Source organism: Cryptocyanus atlanticus LEGE 06306 (assembly GCF_056633155.1).
This window is the reverse complement of record NZ_JBSJOZ010000011.1, coordinates 73,841-88,541: the sequence shown is the minus strand read 5'-3', so window position 1 is coordinate 88,541 and position 14,701 is coordinate 73,841. Positions and strand designations below refer to the sequence as shown.

Annotated in this window: 18 protein-coding genes, 1 tRNA gene and 1 riboswitch; of the genes, 7 read left to right on the top strand and 12 right to left on the bottom strand. The window is 69.9% G+C overall.

Going from position 1 to position 14,701, the window contains the following annotated elements:
- Positions 1-14: 14 nt before the first annotated feature.
- Complete coding sequence (locus ACWJI7_RS11615) at positions 15-683, top strand: Coq4 family protein (RefSeq protein ID WP_479938121.1); 669 nt, start codon at positions 15-17, stop codon at positions 681-683.
- Here ACWJI7_RS11615 and glmU read toward each other — a convergent pair.
- The 4 genes from glmU to upp are packed head-to-tail and all read right to left on the bottom strand — an operon-like array spanning position 680 to position 5,032.
- Positions 680-2,029: a bifunctional UDP-N-acetylglucosamine diphosphorylase/glucosamine-1-phosphate N-acetyltransferase GlmU gene (glmU, locus tag ACWJI7_RS11610; RefSeq protein ID WP_479938120.1), complete on the bottom strand. Its 1,350-nt coding sequence runs from the start codon at positions 2,027-2,029 to the stop codon at positions 680-682. The genes ACWJI7_RS11615 and glmU overlap by 4 nt on opposite strands.
- 25 nt (positions 2,030-2,054) lie before the next feature.
- The gene (locus tag ACWJI7_RS11605; RefSeq protein WP_479938119.1) at positions 2,055-3,005 is read right to left on the bottom strand and encodes an MnmC family methyltransferase; all 951 of its coding nucleotides are present in this window, start codon (positions 3,003-3,005) and stop codon (positions 2,055-2,057) included.
- On the bottom strand, positions 2,980-4,323 hold the full coding sequence (aroA, locus tag ACWJI7_RS11600) for a 3-phosphoshikimate 1-carboxyvinyltransferase (RefSeq protein WP_479938118.1): 1,344 nt from the start codon (positions 4,321-4,323) through the stop codon (positions 2,980-2,982). Before aroA ends, ACWJI7_RS11605 begins: the two co-directional genes overlap by 26 nt.
- A 25-nt stretch (positions 4,324-4,348) precedes the next feature.
- Positions 4,349-5,032 carry a uracil phosphoribosyltransferase gene (gene upp / locus ACWJI7_RS11595; protein ID WP_479938117.1) on the bottom strand — a complete coding sequence of 228 codons (684 nt, stop codon included), beginning with the start codon at positions 5,030-5,032 and terminating at the stop codon, positions 4,349-4,351.
- A gap of 161 nt (positions 5,033-5,193) precedes the next feature.
- Between upp and ACWJI7_RS11590 the strand changes: the two genes are divergently transcribed.
- From ACWJI7_RS11590 to cobW, 3 genes are all read left to right on the top strand, one after another.
- The gene (locus tag ACWJI7_RS11590) at positions 5,194-5,703 is read left to right on the top strand and encodes a pentapeptide repeat-containing protein (RefSeq protein ID WP_479938138.1); all 510 of its coding nucleotides are present in this window, start codon (positions 5,194-5,196) and stop codon (positions 5,701-5,703) included.
- An 8-nt stretch (positions 5,704-5,711) separates the two neighbouring features.
- Positions 5,712-5,869, top strand: a riboswitch (cobalamin riboswitch).
- 23 nt (positions 5,870-5,892) lie between these two features.
- Positions 5,893-6,516, top strand: a complete 624-nt coding sequence (locus ACWJI7_RS11585; protein ID WP_479938116.1) for a HupE/UreJ family protein — start codon at positions 5,893-5,895, stop codon at positions 6,514-6,516.
- Between the two features lies 1 nt (position 6,517).
- Entirely contained in the window at positions 6,518-7,654 is a 1,137-nt protein-coding gene (gene cobW / locus ACWJI7_RS11580) for a cobalamin biosynthesis protein CobW (RefSeq protein ID WP_479938115.1), read from the top strand.
- Here the strand turns inward: cobW and ACWJI7_RS11575 are convergent.
- Positions 7,600-7,878, bottom strand: coding sequence for a hypothetical protein (locus ACWJI7_RS11575; RefSeq protein WP_479938114.1), 279 nt, complete (start codon positions 7,876-7,878; stop codon positions 7,600-7,602). The two genes, cobW and ACWJI7_RS11575, sit on opposite strands and share 55 nt — an antisense overlap.
- 225 nt (positions 7,879-8,103) lie before the next feature.
- Here ACWJI7_RS11575 and purS point away from each other — a divergent pair, with 225 nt between their 5' ends.
- Both purS and purQ read left to right on the top strand, forming a co-directional pair.
- Positions 8,104-8,394: a phosphoribosylformylglycinamidine synthase subunit PurS gene (purS, locus tag ACWJI7_RS11570; RefSeq protein ID WP_479938113.1), complete on the top strand. Its 291-nt coding sequence runs from the start codon at positions 8,104-8,106 to the stop codon at positions 8,392-8,394.
- Positions 8,391-9,044 (top strand): phosphoribosylformylglycinamidine synthase subunit PurQ, encoded by a 654-nt coding sequence (gene purQ, locus ACWJI7_RS11565; protein WP_479938112.1) that lies wholly within the window; start codon positions 8,391-8,393, stop codon positions 9,042-9,044. The genes purS and purQ overlap by 4 nt, the downstream gene beginning before the upstream one ends.
- A 71-nt stretch (positions 9,045-9,115) precedes the next feature.
- Here purQ and ACWJI7_RS11560 read toward each other — a convergent pair whose 3' ends face one another.
- Positions 9,116-9,718, bottom strand: a complete 603-nt coding sequence (locus tag ACWJI7_RS11560) for a peroxiredoxin (protein ID WP_479938111.1) — start codon at positions 9,716-9,718, stop codon at positions 9,116-9,118.
- Between the two features lie 332 nt (positions 9,719-10,050).
- On the opposite strand from ACWJI7_RS11560, the gene ACWJI7_RS11555 reads away from it, so the two are divergent.
- Positions 10,051-10,356, top strand: a complete 306-nt coding sequence (locus ACWJI7_RS11555; protein ID WP_479938110.1) for a hypothetical protein — start codon at positions 10,051-10,053, stop codon at positions 10,354-10,356.
- A gap of 92 nt (positions 10,357-10,448) precedes the next feature.
- Here the strand turns inward: ACWJI7_RS11555 and ACWJI7_RS11550 are convergent.
- The 6 genes from ACWJI7_RS11550 to psb32 all read right to left on the bottom strand — a co-directional run bounded on the left by ACWJI7_RS11550 (position 10,449) and on the right by psb32 (position 14,684).
- Positions 10,449-10,522: transfer RNA gene (locus ACWJI7_RS11550), tRNA-Met, on the bottom strand.
- Positions 10,523-10,593: 71 nt separating this feature from the next.
- Positions 10,594-11,667, bottom strand: coding sequence for a peptidoglycan DD-metalloendopeptidase family protein (locus ACWJI7_RS11545; RefSeq protein ID WP_479938109.1), 1,074 nt, complete (start codon positions 11,665-11,667; stop codon positions 10,594-10,596).
- 145 nt (positions 11,668-11,812) lie between these two features.
- On the bottom strand, positions 11,813-12,289 hold the full coding sequence (locus ACWJI7_RS11540) for a tRNA (cytidine(34)-2'-O)-methyltransferase (RefSeq protein WP_479938108.1): 477 nt from the start codon (positions 12,287-12,289) through the stop codon (positions 11,813-11,815).
- A 3-nt stretch (positions 12,290-12,292) separates the two neighbouring features.
- On the bottom strand, positions 12,293-12,880 hold the full coding sequence (gene cobU / locus ACWJI7_RS11535) for a bifunctional adenosylcobinamide kinase/adenosylcobinamide-phosphate guanylyltransferase (protein WP_479938107.1): 588 nt from the start codon (positions 12,878-12,880) through the stop codon (positions 12,293-12,295).
- On the bottom strand, positions 12,867-14,009 hold the full coding sequence (gene pxcA / locus ACWJI7_RS11530; RefSeq protein WP_479938106.1) for a proton extrusion protein PcxA: 1,143 nt from the start codon (positions 14,007-14,009) through the stop codon (positions 12,867-12,869). The genes cobU and pxcA overlap by 14 nt, the downstream gene beginning before the upstream one ends.
- A gap of 6 nt (positions 14,010-14,015) precedes the next feature.
- Complete coding sequence (gene psb32, locus ACWJI7_RS11525; RefSeq protein ID WP_479938105.1) at positions 14,016-14,684, bottom strand: photosystem II repair protein Psb32; 669 nt, start codon at positions 14,682-14,684, stop codon at positions 14,016-14,018.
- Positions 14,685-14,701 lie beyond the last annotated feature (17 nt).

Genomic DNA, 14,701 nt, shown 5'->3' with positions numbered 1-14,701 from the left:
GCTGGTCCGCCGCCGTGCTCCTGAATCTCAAGCAACGTCTGCAGTCGCTGCGGATGGTGGCCGGGCTGGCCCAGTTCCTGCAGAACCCGGACAGCCTCGACAGCGTGTTTGCGGTGGCCCGGGGCTTGCAGAACAGCCCGCTCTCGGCCCAGATGTTCCGCCACCTGCTGGCGGATCCGGCCCTGGCTGAGCTGGTGAGGCAGGGCTGGCGGCCGCCAGCGATCGATCTCGATGCCCTCGAGTTGCTGCCGCCCGGCAGCCTGGGCCAGGTCTACGCCCAGCAGCTGCGCAGCCAGGGCCTCAGCCCCGAGAGCCTGATCGATGCCCGTGCGATCAGCTCGCCCGAGCAGTTCGTGGTGCACCGCTTGCGCGAAACCCACGACATCGTGCATGTGCTCACGGGCTTCGGCACCGATGGCGCCGGTGAGCTCGGTCTGCAGGCCTTCAACCTGGCCCAGAACCGATCCCCCCTGGCGGCGATGCTGATCTTCGGGGGAATCCTCAAGGCTCTGCAGGAGGATGAACCGCTTGAACCGCTGCTGAGGTCCCTGGCGCGCGGCTTCGAACTGGGCCTGCGCTCGCCCTGCCTGATCGCCCAGAAACTGGAGGAGGGCTGGCAGCGGCCCCTGACCGACTGGCAGGGCCAGCTGGGACTGCCCCTGGCGGACCCGGAGCTCAGCTAGCGCGGTTCCCTCCAGTTCTCCTTCACCTGCTGGCGGGCCCGGCCGATGGCCAGGGCTCCGGCGGGCACGTCATGGGTGAGGGTGGAGCCCGCCCCCACCGTGACCCCGGCTCCCAGCACGATCGGAGCCACCAGCACGGAGTTGGCGCCGGTCCTGCAGCCGGCGCCGATCACGGTGCGGTGTTTGCACACGCCGTCGTAGTTGGCGGTGATCGTGCCCGCGCCCACATTCACGCCCGCGCCCAGATCAGCGTCACCGATGTAACTGAGGTGGTTCGCCTTGGAGCCCTCGGCCAGCCGACTGTTCTTGATCTCCACGAAGTTGCCGGCCCGGCAGCCGGGACCGAGTTCCGCGCCTTGTCGCAGCTGGGTGAAGGGGCCGACCACGCAGCCCCGGGCCACGCGCGCCCCCCGCAGCACGGAATGGATCACCTCGACGTCCTCCGCCAGCTGGCTGTCCTCGATCAGGCAGCCGGGGCCGATGCGGCAGCCGGCGCCGATGCTGGTGGTGCCACGGAAGTGACACTGGGGCTCCACCACCACATCACGGCCGAACGTGGTGGAATCGCTGAGGGTGCAGCTGGCGGGGTCGACGAAGCTGACTCCCTCCGCCATCCAGTGGCGCCGCAGCCGTTCCTGCAGCACGCCCTCGCACTGGGCCAGCTGGATGCGGTCGTTGATGCCGTTGATCTCATCGGCGTCCGCCACTTCCAGGTGGAGCGCGGGACTCATCAGGGCCACCGTGTCGGTGAGGTAGAGCTCCCCCTGGGCGTTGTTCCGGGCCAGGTGGGGCAGCACGGCCGCCAGTTTTCCCCAGTCGAAGCAGTAGATGCCGGCATTGATCAGATTGATCCGGCGCTGCTCATCGCTGCAGTCCCGGTCCTCCACGATCGCCTCGACCGTTCCGTTCGCCTCGGCCACCACCCGGCCGTAGCCGCTGGGGTTGGCGAGGCGGGCACTGAGCAGGCTCACGGCGGCGCCGCTGGCGAGATGGCTGGCCAGCAGGGCCTCGAGGGTGGTGGGCCGCAGCAGGGGCACATCGCCGTTGAGCACCAGCAGCTGGCCTTCGAAGCCGGCCAGGGGACCCAGAAGCTGCTGCACCGCATGGCCCGTACCGTTCTGCGGTTCCTGCAGCACGATCTCCAGGGCCTCCACCCCCGCCAGGGCGGCCGTGACCCGCTCGGCCTGGTGCCCGACGATCAAGAGCTGCCGGTCGGGGACCAGTTGCCGGCAACTGCCCAGCACCCGCTCCACCAGGGTCGCTCCGGCCAGCGGCTGGAGCACCTTGGGCCGGTCGCTCTTCATCCGGGTGCCCTTCCCGGCGGCCAGGATGGCAACGGCGAGCATGGGCGGACGGCATCTGGCCGGGAATCTACCGGGACCCTTCCGCCGGAATCGGTGCTCCCCCCGTTCCCAGCTCCCAGCGCCGTCGCCAGCGGCCGGCCGGTTCCGCCCCACTGCAGGCCTGGGCACGCCGACGGGCCGCCAGGATCGCCGCCGGTTCGGCGTGGCCGAGCGGATCCCGATAGGGCTCGCCGGCCCGGCTGGCCAGATGCTCCCGTTCCATGGCGGACAGGGGGCGCAGCCAGGCGGAGGTGGGGAGGGGGAAGGGACTGGCCGCCGTGCCTTCGCTCCAGATCCCGGACCCCTGGCGACCCCCAGCGCTGTGGATCGATGCCAGCTGCAGACCCGCCCGCTGCAGGGATCCCCGCACCGCCGCCGCGGAGGAGTAGGTGAGCAGCCGCCCGTCGGGTCTGAGCAGACCCGCCAGCGCCGCCAGAAATTCCAGGCTCCAGAGCTGGGGGCAGCGCTGGGGCGAGAAGGCATCCATCAGCACCAGATCACAGCGGCCGGCGGCCTGCTCCGAGAGGGTCCGGATCGTTGCCCTGGCATCCCCCGGCAGCAGCCGGCCGCAGCCGTGACGGCCCGTCCAGACCGCCCTGTCCCGCAGCTGCATCAGCAGGTCGAGTCCCGCGGCCCCCCACTGACCACGGAACCGGGGGTGCTCCAGGGCCAGGCGCAACGGCTCGGGGTCGTTCTCCAGGCCGAACCAGCGCAGCCGCAATCCCCGCTCCGAGGCCGCCTCCAGGAGCGCGGCGCTGTTGGTGCCCAGCCCGACCCCCACATCCACCACCCAGAGCTCCCGCCCGGCCGGATGATGCTGCAGCTCCGCGGGGCGCACGTAGGTGCCGCGGGCTTCGCCGAGGGCGCCATCGGCGCGGTGAAAGCCTTCGCCGATCCCGACGCTGTAGAGGCTGAAGCTCCCGTCGCCGGTGATCCGGGGCCGAAGCCCCCCCTCAGCGCTGCAGCCGTTGGAGCTCATCCCAGAACCCGGGGTAGGACACCGCCGCCGCCTCGCTGCGGTGCAGCAGCGTGCCGCCGCTGGCCACCTGGGCCGCCACCGCCAGGCTCATGGCGACGCGATGGTCGGTCTCGCTGTCCACCTCGGCGCCCCGCAGCGGCACCCCTCCCTCGATGGTCAGCCCATCGGCGCTCTCCTCGATGCGGGCACCCATGGCGCCCAGCTGACGACCCATCACCGCCAGCCGGTCGGTCTCCTTCACCCGCAGCTCGGCCGCGTCGCGGATCCGGCTGGTTCCTTCGGCGCAGCAGGCGGCCACGGCCAGGATCGGGATTTCATCCACCAGGCGGGGAACCAGATCCCCACCGATCTCGAAGGCCTGCAGGGGGCCGTGGCGCACCCGCAGGTCGCCCACCGGTTCGCCGGCCACCTCCCGGGGCTGGAGCGTCTCGATGTGGGCTCCCATGGCGGCCAGCACCTCAAGGAGGCCCGTTCGGGTGGGATTCAGCCCCACGTTCTGCACCGTCAGATCGGCTCCGGGGGTGATCGCACCCGCCACGAGCCAGAAGGCGGCGGAGCTGATGTCGCCCGGTACCACCACAGGCTGACCCCGCAACACGCCGCCGGGGCGCAGGGTCACGTGGCGCCCCGCCTCGCCGCCGATCTCCAGGTCGGCGCCGAAGGCCCGCAGCATCCGCTCGCTGTGGTCGCGGGAGCGGGCCGGTTCGATCACCGTGGTGGTTCCGTGGGCGGTCAGGCCGGCCAGCAGGATGGCCGATTTCACCTGGGCGGAGGCGATCGGCGTACCCAGCACCGCCCCATGCAGGGCCGCGCCCTCGATCGCCAGGGGGGCCAGGTCTCCGCCGGCGCGGCCGCGGATCAGCGCTCCCATGGCCTCGAGGGGCTGACCCACGCGCCGCATGGGCCGGCGTCGCAGGGACGCATCGCCGTTGAGGACGAAGTGCCGGCCGGTGCGGCCCGCCAGCAGCCCGAGCATCAGCCGCATGGTGGTGCCGGAGTTGCCGCACTCCAGCACGTCCTCGGGCTCCAAGAAGCCATCCAGTCCGACCCCCTGCACGGTCACCGGCTGACCCGCCTGGATCGGTGAGATCGCCACCCCGAGGGCCCGCAGACAGGCCGCCGTGCTGACCGGGTCCTCGGCGGGCAGCAGACCCTCGATGCAGGTTTCCCCCTCCGCGATCGCGCCGATCAGCAGGGCTCGATGGGAGATCGATTTGTCCCCCGGTACCCGCACCGTGCCCCCCAGGCTGCTCCGCCGGCTCGCCCCACCGGGCTGTCCAAGCCGCAGCGGGCTGCCGGAAGTGGGGGCGACGGCCATGCGATGGGGACGGGATCGGCTGAGCCTACGGCTGGGCTTCGGCCGGCCAGCCGGGGCTTTCCGAGCCGCAGAGCCTGTCCCCGGCATCACCCAGCCCGGGCACGATCCGGAAGGCACTGTCCAGCTCCGGATCGATGCAGCCGGTGTAGAGCGTCAGGCTGGGAAAACGCTCGCCCACCCGCGCCAGGCCGGGGCTGGCGGCCAGGGCCGTGATCACCCGCAGGCGGTCCCCGTTGACCCCCTTCTCGTTGAGACGCTCCAGCACCTGCAGCAGGCTGCCCCCGGTGGCCAGCATCGGATCGAAGACCAGCACCCCCACCCGATCCCCGATCGTGGCCGGCAGGCTGTCGAGGTAGCAGTGGGCTTCCCCGCTGCTCTCCTCCCGTCGCAGTCCCATGTGGGCCACCCGGGCTGTGGGGAGCACGGTCTGCCCCCCCTGCCAGAGCCCGAGACCAGCCCGCAGGATCGGCACCGCCAGCAGGGGGATGGAGCCGTCCACCACCTGTCCCTCGGTGCTGGCCAGGGGGGTGTCCACCGTGACCCGCTGGTGGGGCAGCCAGTCGCGCAGGGCCTCATAGGTGAGCCAGCGTCCCAGTTCCGCCATCGCCGTGGCGAACAGCGGGGCCGGGGTCGTGCGGTCACGCAGCAGCGTCAGCCAGTGGCCGATCAGGGGGTGGGGTGGGACCACCACGCGCAGGGACATGCTCATGACATCGGATCGGGGGAGAGCGGCGACGCGGCCACGGCGGCCGGGGTGCCTGCCATAACTTGAGCGGTCACGCTAGGTGTGCGTTGCAGGCCGATCCTTCCGTTCTCCCACCCGCCGCGATTGCGCCACCGCAGGGGCGCCGCAGAACCAGCCCGGGGCCGCTGCCGCTGCCGGGCCTCCTGTCCGGCCTGCTGCCGGGGCTGTTGATCGGCCTGCTGATCACGCTCCAGGTGGCCACCCCCGCCTGGGCGATCACCGCTCCGGAGCTGCGGGGCCAGCGGGCGCTGCAGGATCTCCAGCCGGACATGCATGGCCGCAACCTCCGGCAGGAGGAGTTCCTGAAGGCCTCCCTGCGGGGCTACGACTTCAGCGACGCCGATCTCCGCGGAGCCGTCTTCAACTCCAGCGACCTTCAGGAGAGCGACCTGCGGGGGGCCAACCTGGAGAACGTGGTAGCCTTCGCCAGCCGCTTTGATGGGGCCGATCTCAGGGGCGCCGTGCTCCGGAACGCCATGCTGATGCAGAGCCGTTTCACCGATGCCACGATTGAGGGGGCCGACTTCAGCGACGCCGTGCTGGATCTGAGCCAGCAGAAGGCCCTCTGCGCCCGGGCCGGCGGGGTCAATCCCAGCACGGGTGTGTCGACCCTGGAGAGCCTGGGCTGCCGTTGAGCCCAGCACCGGTAACATCGGCGTCCGGTTCCGGTGGGGAACAGCCACCGGAGGAAACGGGGAAAGTCCGGTGGAAATCCGGCGCTGTCCCGCAGCTGTGACGCCCGTTCTCCGGATTCCCCCGGAGCGGGCCAGTCAGAACACCCGCCGGTTGCCCTCTCGTTTCCCGGCGCGGACCGGACGTCCACCATGTCTCTGTCCCTGAGAGCCCCGTCGCGGGCCCGGCTGCTGGTGCCGGTGCTCCTACCGGCGGCACTGCTCCTCCTCGGAGCGACCCCCGCCTCCGCCCATCACCTGATGGAGTTGTTCCAGATCCAGCCGGGTCCGCTGGGCGGCTTCCTCAGTGGGGTGGGCCATCCCCTGCTTGGTCCTGATCACCTGCTGTTCCTGCTGGGGTTGGGCCTGGTCGGGCTCGGCCAGCCCCTGCGGTGGGTGATCGGCCTCCTGGCCGTGGGGCTCTCGGCCAGTGGCCTGGCTCTGCTGCTGCCGGAACTGCCCGGCGCCGAACCCCTCGTGGCGCTCTCCCTCGTGCTGGTGGGCCTGGTCGCCCTCGGCCGCCTGCCCCGCTGGACCCTGTTGCCCGCCTTCGCCCTGCATGGCTACGTGCTGAGCGACGCGGTGATCGGCTGGCAATCCCTGCCGATCGGTTTCTACCTGCTCGGACTCTTTGTCAGCCAGGGCGCGCTGCTGCTGGCCTCCCTCACCCTGGTGCGCTCCTGGGCCCGGGGCCTCCCTCCCGCCCGCCTGGGCCTGAGCGCCGGCATCCTGATCGGGGTGGGGGGCACGTTCACCTGGTCCTCCCTGGTGCCCTGAGATGGCCGTCACTCCGTCCAGACGTCTCCCGGTCACCGTGGTGACCGGATTTCTCGGTGCTGGCAAGACCACCGTGCTGCGCCACCTCCTGCTCCACGGGGGGCAGCGCCTGGCCGTGCTGGTCAATGAGTTCGGCGAAGTGGGGATCGATGGCGAGCTCCTGCGCAGCTGCGGTTTCTGCCCGGAGGAGGAGCTCGACGGCCGGCTGGTGGAACTCGCCAACGGCTGCCTCTGCTGCACGGTCCAGGAAGAGTTTCTGCCCACGATGCAGACCCTGCTGGCCCGCGCGGACCAGCTCGACGGCATCGTGGTCGAAACCAGTGGTCTGGCCCTGCCGGAGCCGCTGGTCCGGGCCTTTCAGTGGCCCGAGATCCGCACCCGAACCCGCGTGAACGGGGTGGTCACGGTCGTGGACGGCGAAGCCCTCGCGGCCGGGAGCGTGGTGGGGGATCCCGCGGCGCTGGAGCGGCAGCGGGCCGCCGATCCCAGCCTCGATCACCTCACCGGCCTCGAGGAGCTCTTCCACGATCAGCTGGAGGCGGCGGATCTGGTGCTGGTGAGCCGCGCTGATCGCCTGGATGGCCCCCAGCTGGACGCGGTGCGGGAGCGCGTCGGCCGGGGCTGCCGGGCCGGCACCTCGGTGCTTCCGATCAGCCGGGGAGTGCTCCCGCCCGAGCTGCTGCTGGGTCTGGAGTCGGCCGCCACCGCACCCAATGCGTCCCGCCCCGATCCGGTCCATCACGACCACGGGGATGATCCCGATCACGCGCAGGGCCACGACCATCACCATGTGCCGGTGCAGTCGATCGTGATCCGCTGCACGGGCCCCTTCGAGCGATCGGCCCTCGAAGCCACCCTGCGGGCCCAGATCCAGGAGCAGGGGATCCTGCGGCTCAAGGGCTGGCTGCGGCAGCCCGGCCGCAGCCGGGTGCTGCAGATCCAGGCGGTGGGCCCCCGGCTGGAGTGCTGGTTCGACACCAGCCCCGGCGACGGCAGCGATCTCCCGGAGGCCACTCTGGACCTCGTGCTGCTGGGCCTCAGCCTTGACCGGGATCGCTTCGAGGCGGCCCTGGCCGGCCTGCTTCAGTCGAGCGGGAAGTCGCCCTTGGCGCAGAGGCCATCCCAGCACAGGGCCTGATCCTCCACCCAGTTGGCCTTGACGCTCTGCCAGGCTTCGCCCGGGCGCAGCATCTGCACGACCCCCCGGCCGTCATGGCGGAAGTCCACCCGCCGGCCGTTCTGCTCGATCTGCCAGCGCTCCCCCACCGATTCGATCGTCATCCGGCAGGGTTGCCAGGGCCCCTCCCCCAGGCGGCATTCCAGGCTGATCTCCTGGGGCGCGGCCCGCAGCGCGGGGGCCATGACCCCGTCCAATCCCCCCAGCAGCAGGCTGGCCGCCAGGGCAAGAACCAGTCTGCCCTCCCCCGGCCAGGGCCCTCCCAACCATGGCCGCCTCAGATGAGGCTGCCCCAGACAGTGGCCTCCCATGGCCCCTCGCGATCCGCTCCCATCGGATCACCGTGGCGCTGCGCCGGTCCGCAGGGGAAGACGGGCTGCCAAGATTTAACAAACATCTGTTCCCCCCTGGTGCCCCGCTTTCAAGCCCGCGTGCTGGTCTCCCTGAGACCTTCGGTCCTGGATCCTGCCGGGGAGGCCACCCGAGCCGCCACGGCCCGGCTGGGGGTGGAGGGGGTCACCCGTCTTCGCATCGGCAAGGCCGTCGAGGTGGAGATCGAGGCCCCCGACGCCGACACCGCCCGAAGCCGGCTGGAAGTGCTCAGTGACCGACTGCTGGCCAACCCGGTGATCGAGAACTGGGATCTGGATCTGCGCGAACTGCCGGATGCGGACGCTCCCGGCTCCGGGGCCGTGGCATGACGATCGGTGTGGTGGTCTTCCCCGGCTCCAACTGCGACCGGGACGTGCGCTGGGCGGCCGAGGGCTGTCTCGGCATCCCGACCCGGTTCCTCTGGCATGAGGAGCGGGACCTGGCGGGTATTGACGCCGTGGTAATCCCCGGTGGATTCAGCTATGGCGACTACCTGCGCTGCGGAGCGATCGCCCGGTTCGCTCCGGTGCTGGAGGCGGTGGTCGACTTTGCCCGGAGCGGAGGACCCGTGCTGGGCATCTGCAATGGCTTTCAGGTGCTGACGGAACTGGGGCTCCTTCCGGGAGCCCTCAGCCGCAACAGCAGCCTCCACTTCATCTGCGCTCCGGCCCCACTCCGGGTCAGTCCAGGGTCCTGCCGCTGGTTGAGCGGCTACGGGGAGGGGGAGGCGATCACCCTGCCGATCGCCCACGGCGAAGGCCGCTACCACTGCGATGGAGCCACCCTCGCGGCACTGGAGCAGGAGGGTCGGGTGGCGCTCCGGTACGTGTCCAATCCGAACGGATCGGTGGGGGACGTGGCGGGTCTGACCAATCCGGCGGGCAACGTGCTGGGCCTGATGCCCCATCCGGAGCGAGCCTGCGAAGCCTTGACCGGTGGCACGGATGGACGGCGACTCTTCTGCTCCCTGCTGGGCTGAATCGGGCCTGCGTGCGGCCAGCCGCGACCGGGCCGGAGGGGGCCTAGTCGCGGCTCAGGATCCTGGAGGCGTCAGTTGACGGCGGCGAAGAACTCCTTGCTCCCGACCGGATCGGGCTTCATCGTCATCTCGCCGGGGGTCCAGTTGGCGGGGCAGACCTCATCGGGATGGGACTGCACGTACTGGAAGGCCTGGAGCACCCGCAGGGTCTCGTCGACATTGCGGCCAACGGCCAGGTTGTTGATCGTGGCGTGCTGAATCACACCATCGGGATCGATGATGAACAGCCCCCGCAGGGCCACGCCGGCCTCCTCATCGAGGACGTTGTAGGCGCTGGAGATCTCCTTCTTCAGGTCGGAGACGAGGGGATAGGCGATGTCCCCCAGGCCACCCTGCTTGCGGTCGGTCTGGATCCAGGCCAGGTGGGAGAACTGGCTGTCCACCGAGACGCCCAGCACCTCCGTGTTGCGGCTGGTGAAATCGGAGTAGCGGTCGCTGAAGGCCGTGATTTCAGTGGGGCAGACAAAGGTGAAGTCGAGGGGATAGAAGAAGAGCACCACATACTTCCCGCGGTACTGGGAGAGGCTCACCTCCTGGAACTCCTGATCCACCACGGCGGTGGCCGTGAACTCGGGGGCAGGCTGCCCAACCCGCAGGGGAGCGTTGACGGTCATGGGGGGGAAGGTGTCTGAGGACAGAGACGAAGGAGAGGCAGCCGGGTAAAGTCCGAACTCGGACCGACTACACCTTGCTGCGGCAACAATTTATCACGGATCGCTGGCTCCCTCGGGGCTATCCTCTAAGGAAGCGGAATTGAACAGCCGATCCGCAACGCCCGTTCTCCGATTCCGCCATTGGCGCGCCAACGGGCAGGCGCCAACCCCAGTTCGCCAACGGTGACCCTGGCCCGTCCCAGCCGCCTCCCCAGGCGGGCCCGCCAGCGCGTTCTCTCCGCCCCCCGTTTCGCCCCCCGTTTCGCCCCCCGTTCCGCCGCCCTTCTGCCGCCATGCCCTGGGATCCCTCCCTGCTCCGCAAATACAACGCCACCGGCCACTTCCGGCTGCTCAACCAGCTCCGGGTCGAACTGAAGGCCACACCCCTGCGCCGCCAGGAGGGGGAGGAACAGGATTCCGGCCGGGTCGGGACCGGCCCGCTGCTCCGGGCCGTCGAGGTTCGACCCCAGGGCTATGGCCGCCAGCGGCGCTATGGCGCCCATGCTCCGGCTCCGAATCTTCCCCCCGCACCACCGTTGGCCGACGGCTCCTCCGCCGCCAGCTTCCGCGATCGCCTCAATGCGATCGACATGCGCTGACGGGGCCCCCGGGTTGAGCCCCCCCTGAGGGGAACCACTCAACCCGGGCAGCAGGCCCTTCGAACGAACGACGCGGAGACGAACCAAAGCGATGGCTCGGGGGAGACTTGAACTCCCGACCTTGGGGTTATGAATCCCACGCTCTAACCAGCTGAGCTACCGAGCCGCGGTGTAAGGACTTTAAACGATCGGGGCTCCGGTCTCGCGGCTGGGACTCAGGCCTGGCAAGGATGGAATTCAGGCCCTGCCGGGGAGAAATTGCAAGGGATTGGCGGCACCGCGTCCAGGCGGATGGATCTCGAAATGAAGATGGGGTCCGGTGCTGCGGCCCGTGCTTCCCATGCTGGCAATGGCTGTCCCCTGGGCCACGGGTTGGCCCACCCGCACCAGCAGACGGCTGTTGTGGGCGTAGAGGGATTTGCTGCCGTCCGGATGCCGGATCTCCACCAGGTAGCCGTAGCCCCCGTCATGCCAGCCGGCGAAACTGACCTGTCCCTCCCGGGCGGCCACGATGGTGGTGCCCACGTTGTTGGCGATGTCGATGCCCTTGTGCATGCGACCCCAGCGCCAGCCATAGCCGGAGGAGAACACGCCCTTGGTGGGCCAGATCCAGGTGCGGCCGGGAACCGGTGGGTTGGTCTCCCCACCCGGCCGGTAGGTGGGACGCTCGGGCCAGCTCAGACCCCCGCTGCCCACGGGGTTGAGACCCAGCACCATGCGTGGACGACCGGCGGCGGAGTTGGCCAGGCGGATCTGGGTTCCGGCCACCAGCCGGGCCGCTTCCAGGCCGGGGTTGAGGCGGAGCAGCTGCTGGAGGCTGACGCCGTAGCGCTGGGCGATCTTCTCAAGGTTGTCGCCGTAGCGGGCCACACCGGTGGATTCAAGCGGCGGCGGTGTGCTGAGCGGAGCCGTGCGCCTCAGCTCACTGGTGTCCAGGGCGGTCAGCTGTTTGGCCTGGGAGGCCTTCTGGGACGGGAGCACCACCCAGTCCCCTGCGGTGAAGGCATGGTCCTCGTCCACATCGTTGAGGACGGCCAGGGGAGACTCCTGAATCTTCAGCTGGGTGGCCAGATCCTCCAGGCTGATGCTGGAGCGGGCCTTGACCCACACCTTGTCGGCCTGGGGTCGCGGCAGGGAGGCCAGCAGGGATGACGGTTGGGAAGCGGGGGGCTGCACGTCGAAGAGCCCCTCCGGCATCGCGTCGAAGCCGGGAGCACGGGAGTCGGCGATGCCAGGAATGGCGCCGGCAGCCACGAGGGTGAGAACCGGCATGGTTCCCATCAGCGGCAGGATCAGATGCGAAGGCTTCATGCGGTAATTCACCCATCGGACAATGCCTGGCGGAGAAGCCACTATCCCCAGGCCGCGCCGAGGGTAGCGGTCTGAACGGTTCCAGACAAGCCTGAGGGGGCAGCCTGGCGAGCGTCAGCCCCGGTTCGGCCCCCGGTTCGGCGGCTCAGATCCCAGTCTCCAGCTGACGCAGCGCCTCGAACAGCACCACCGCCGCCGCCACCGAGAGATTCAGGCTGCGCACGCCGCCACCGGCCTGGATGGATCCCGCCATGGGGATCCTCAGGCTGCCATCGGCGGCCTCGATCAGCTCCGGCGGCAGTCCGTCGCTCTCGCGACCCAGCAGCAGCCAGTCGTCCTCGCGGAAGCGGCAGGCATGGTGGGGCCGCTCGGCCCGGGCGCTGAGGGCCAGCAGACGGCCGCCTCTCCCCTGCCGCACCTGCAGAAAGGCCGGGACGTCGCCATGGACCGTCAGCTGCACCCAGGGCCAGTAGTCGAGACCGGCCCGCTTCAGCTGGCGATCGTCGATCCGGAACCCCAGCGGCTCGATCAGGTGCAGTTCCGTGCCGGTGGCGGCACAGGTGCGGGCCACGTTGCCGGTGTTGGGCGGGATCTGCGGCTGATACAGCACCAGACGGGGCATGGTTCAGACCTCCGGCACCGGCTGGCTGAGGGCCAGCAGATCGAGGGCGCGGCCATGAACCACCAGCCAGCTGGCGTCGCACTGGCCATGGAGGGTCTGCTGGAGTCGGCCGAGCCGATCGCGGAAACGGCCCCCCACCGCGGTGGGGGGCACCACGCCCCAGCCAGTTTCCTCACAGACCAGCAGCCGGGGGGCGCTCAGCGAGCCGAGGGCGCTCAGCAGTTCCTGCTGTCGCTCATCCCAGGCCGGCTGGTCGAGCTCGAGGTGGTGGGCCACCCAGGTGCCCAGGGAATCGATCAGCAGCAGCTGTCCCGCCGGAGCCCGCCCCAGGCCCGCGGCCAGCGCTCCACCCACCTCCCAGCTGCCCCAACTGGCGGGGCGACGGCGGCGATGACGCTCCAGCCTCTGCTGCCAGTGGGAATCATCGGGCCGGAGCGGTCCGGTGGCCAGGTAGAGCACCGGCAGGCCCGAGCGGCTGGCCAGATGTTCGGCCCAGCGGCTCTTGCCGCTGCGGCTGGGTCCGCTCACCAGGGTCAGGCCGGGCGCCAGGGCCCGGGCCGGGGTGGCCGGGGAGAGATCAGCCACCTCCATTCATGTTGCGCAGAGTTGCCACCGAGGACGGAGACACCCGGTTGAGATAGCGGAAGATCCAGTATTTGAAGATGGTGGCAAGAATCACTGGAAAGGTGGCGATGAACAGCAGGATGAAGTTCTCCCGCTGGGGAAGACCCAGGTGGTTGGCCACACCATCGAGCAGTACTGTCCAGCCCTCTGGGCTGTGGAATCCAACGAAAATATCCGTGAACAGAATGATCGCGAATGCCTTGGCGCTGTCGCTCAGGCCATAGATCATCTCATCCAGAAATGCCCTGAGCACACGGATCTCCTCCCGGCCGAACAGGCAGACCAGGATGAAGCCGAAGAACCCGACCACATCGGAGAGCACGTTCTTGATCGCGCGGGTGCTCTGGCCGTCGGCCTCGTCCTTGAGTTCCGAAGCCCGCACCGCCAGGGCCTTGTGCATGGCCACGGCATCGGGCAGATCCTCACCCTTGAGCAGCGCGTCGAATTCGATCTCGGCCTTGTAGATCCTCAGCTTCTCGACGGCGGCCTCTTCCAGCTGGGGTTTCGTGTAGCTCAGGAACGGCACATCGGGCGCCAGCCGATCGACCAGGGGGGAGATTAGAAAGGTGCGGCTGGCCTGTTGCATCAGCAGCGGCACCAGCACCAGCAGGAGCAGGATGCGCAGCGACACCAGGGTGGAATCGCGGCGGCGCCGGAAGCCCGCCACCACGCTGGCCTCCGCTTCCGGGTTCAGTTGGCTGCGCACCCGCTCCAGAGCGCCCAGCAGGCTGCGGGGCAGGAGTTCGGGAGAGCGGCTCAGGCTCGTCTGGGCGGCGCGGGGGGCGTAGCGGGCTGCCACGGATTCGATCAGCTGAAGCTGCCGTTGCTCCTGGGCATCGAGCTCGTGGCGCCGGGGGGCGAGATCCTCGAGCACGGTGCGGCAGATCTCGAGGGCGGTGCGGAAGCGCCGCAGCATCTGGGCCTGGACGGGCTTGGGCAGGCTGAGCTGGAGCTCGGGCCTGACCGGCCGATCGTTGTAGTACTCCAGCTCCAGGCTCTGAATCAGCAGCGCCGCTTCGTAGGCCCGCTCCAGGTTGTTGTCGAGATCGATCGAGCGGGCCTTTCGGAAGGTGCCCATCCAGTCACTCAGGGCCATCAGGGATCAGCGTGAGAAGACCCACCAGGTGAGCATCGGTACCACCGTGCCGGCCCCGAGCAGAACGGCGACCCAGACCAGGCCGTTTCCCGAGGCGGTCTCCTCCCTGGTGGGCACGTTGCTCACAACCGGAAGCTCTTCAGGCTCCTGCGGGGGGCCGGGGTCCTCCCCGCCGTCGAGCACCGTCTCAAGCCGGTTGAGGGCATCGAGGGAGGCCTGCCGGTGACGGGCCCCCAGCCTCAGGGGCACGGCCATGGTGGTCTCCGCCGTGCTGCGCAGCAGGGGGGCCGGCAGCTGGTCGAGCAGATCGGTGGAGGCGACCACGGCGGCGGTGTTGGTCTGGCCGTCGATGAGCAGCAGCAGGGACCCATCGCCCGCGGGAGCGGGGCCCCAGGAGTCCAGCAGTTGGTGGCCGAGGCTCTCCAGGTCGAGGCCGTAGTCGAGGCGCTGCACGGTGACGAGCCGGGCCGCGATGTGATCGGTGCCGAGATCGGCCAGCCGCTTCTCCAGCTCGGCCGTGGTGGCGCGACTGAACAGGGAGGCGGCATCGAGCACATGGTCCTGCTGGGGCGGAGCCGGCAGGTCCCGAACCCCGACCGCCCCAGCGACCGGCACCGGCAGAACCGGGAGCAGGCAGACCGTGAGAACGGCCAGAAATCGGAGCAGCGAACGCACGACTGTTGCGGCAGGGC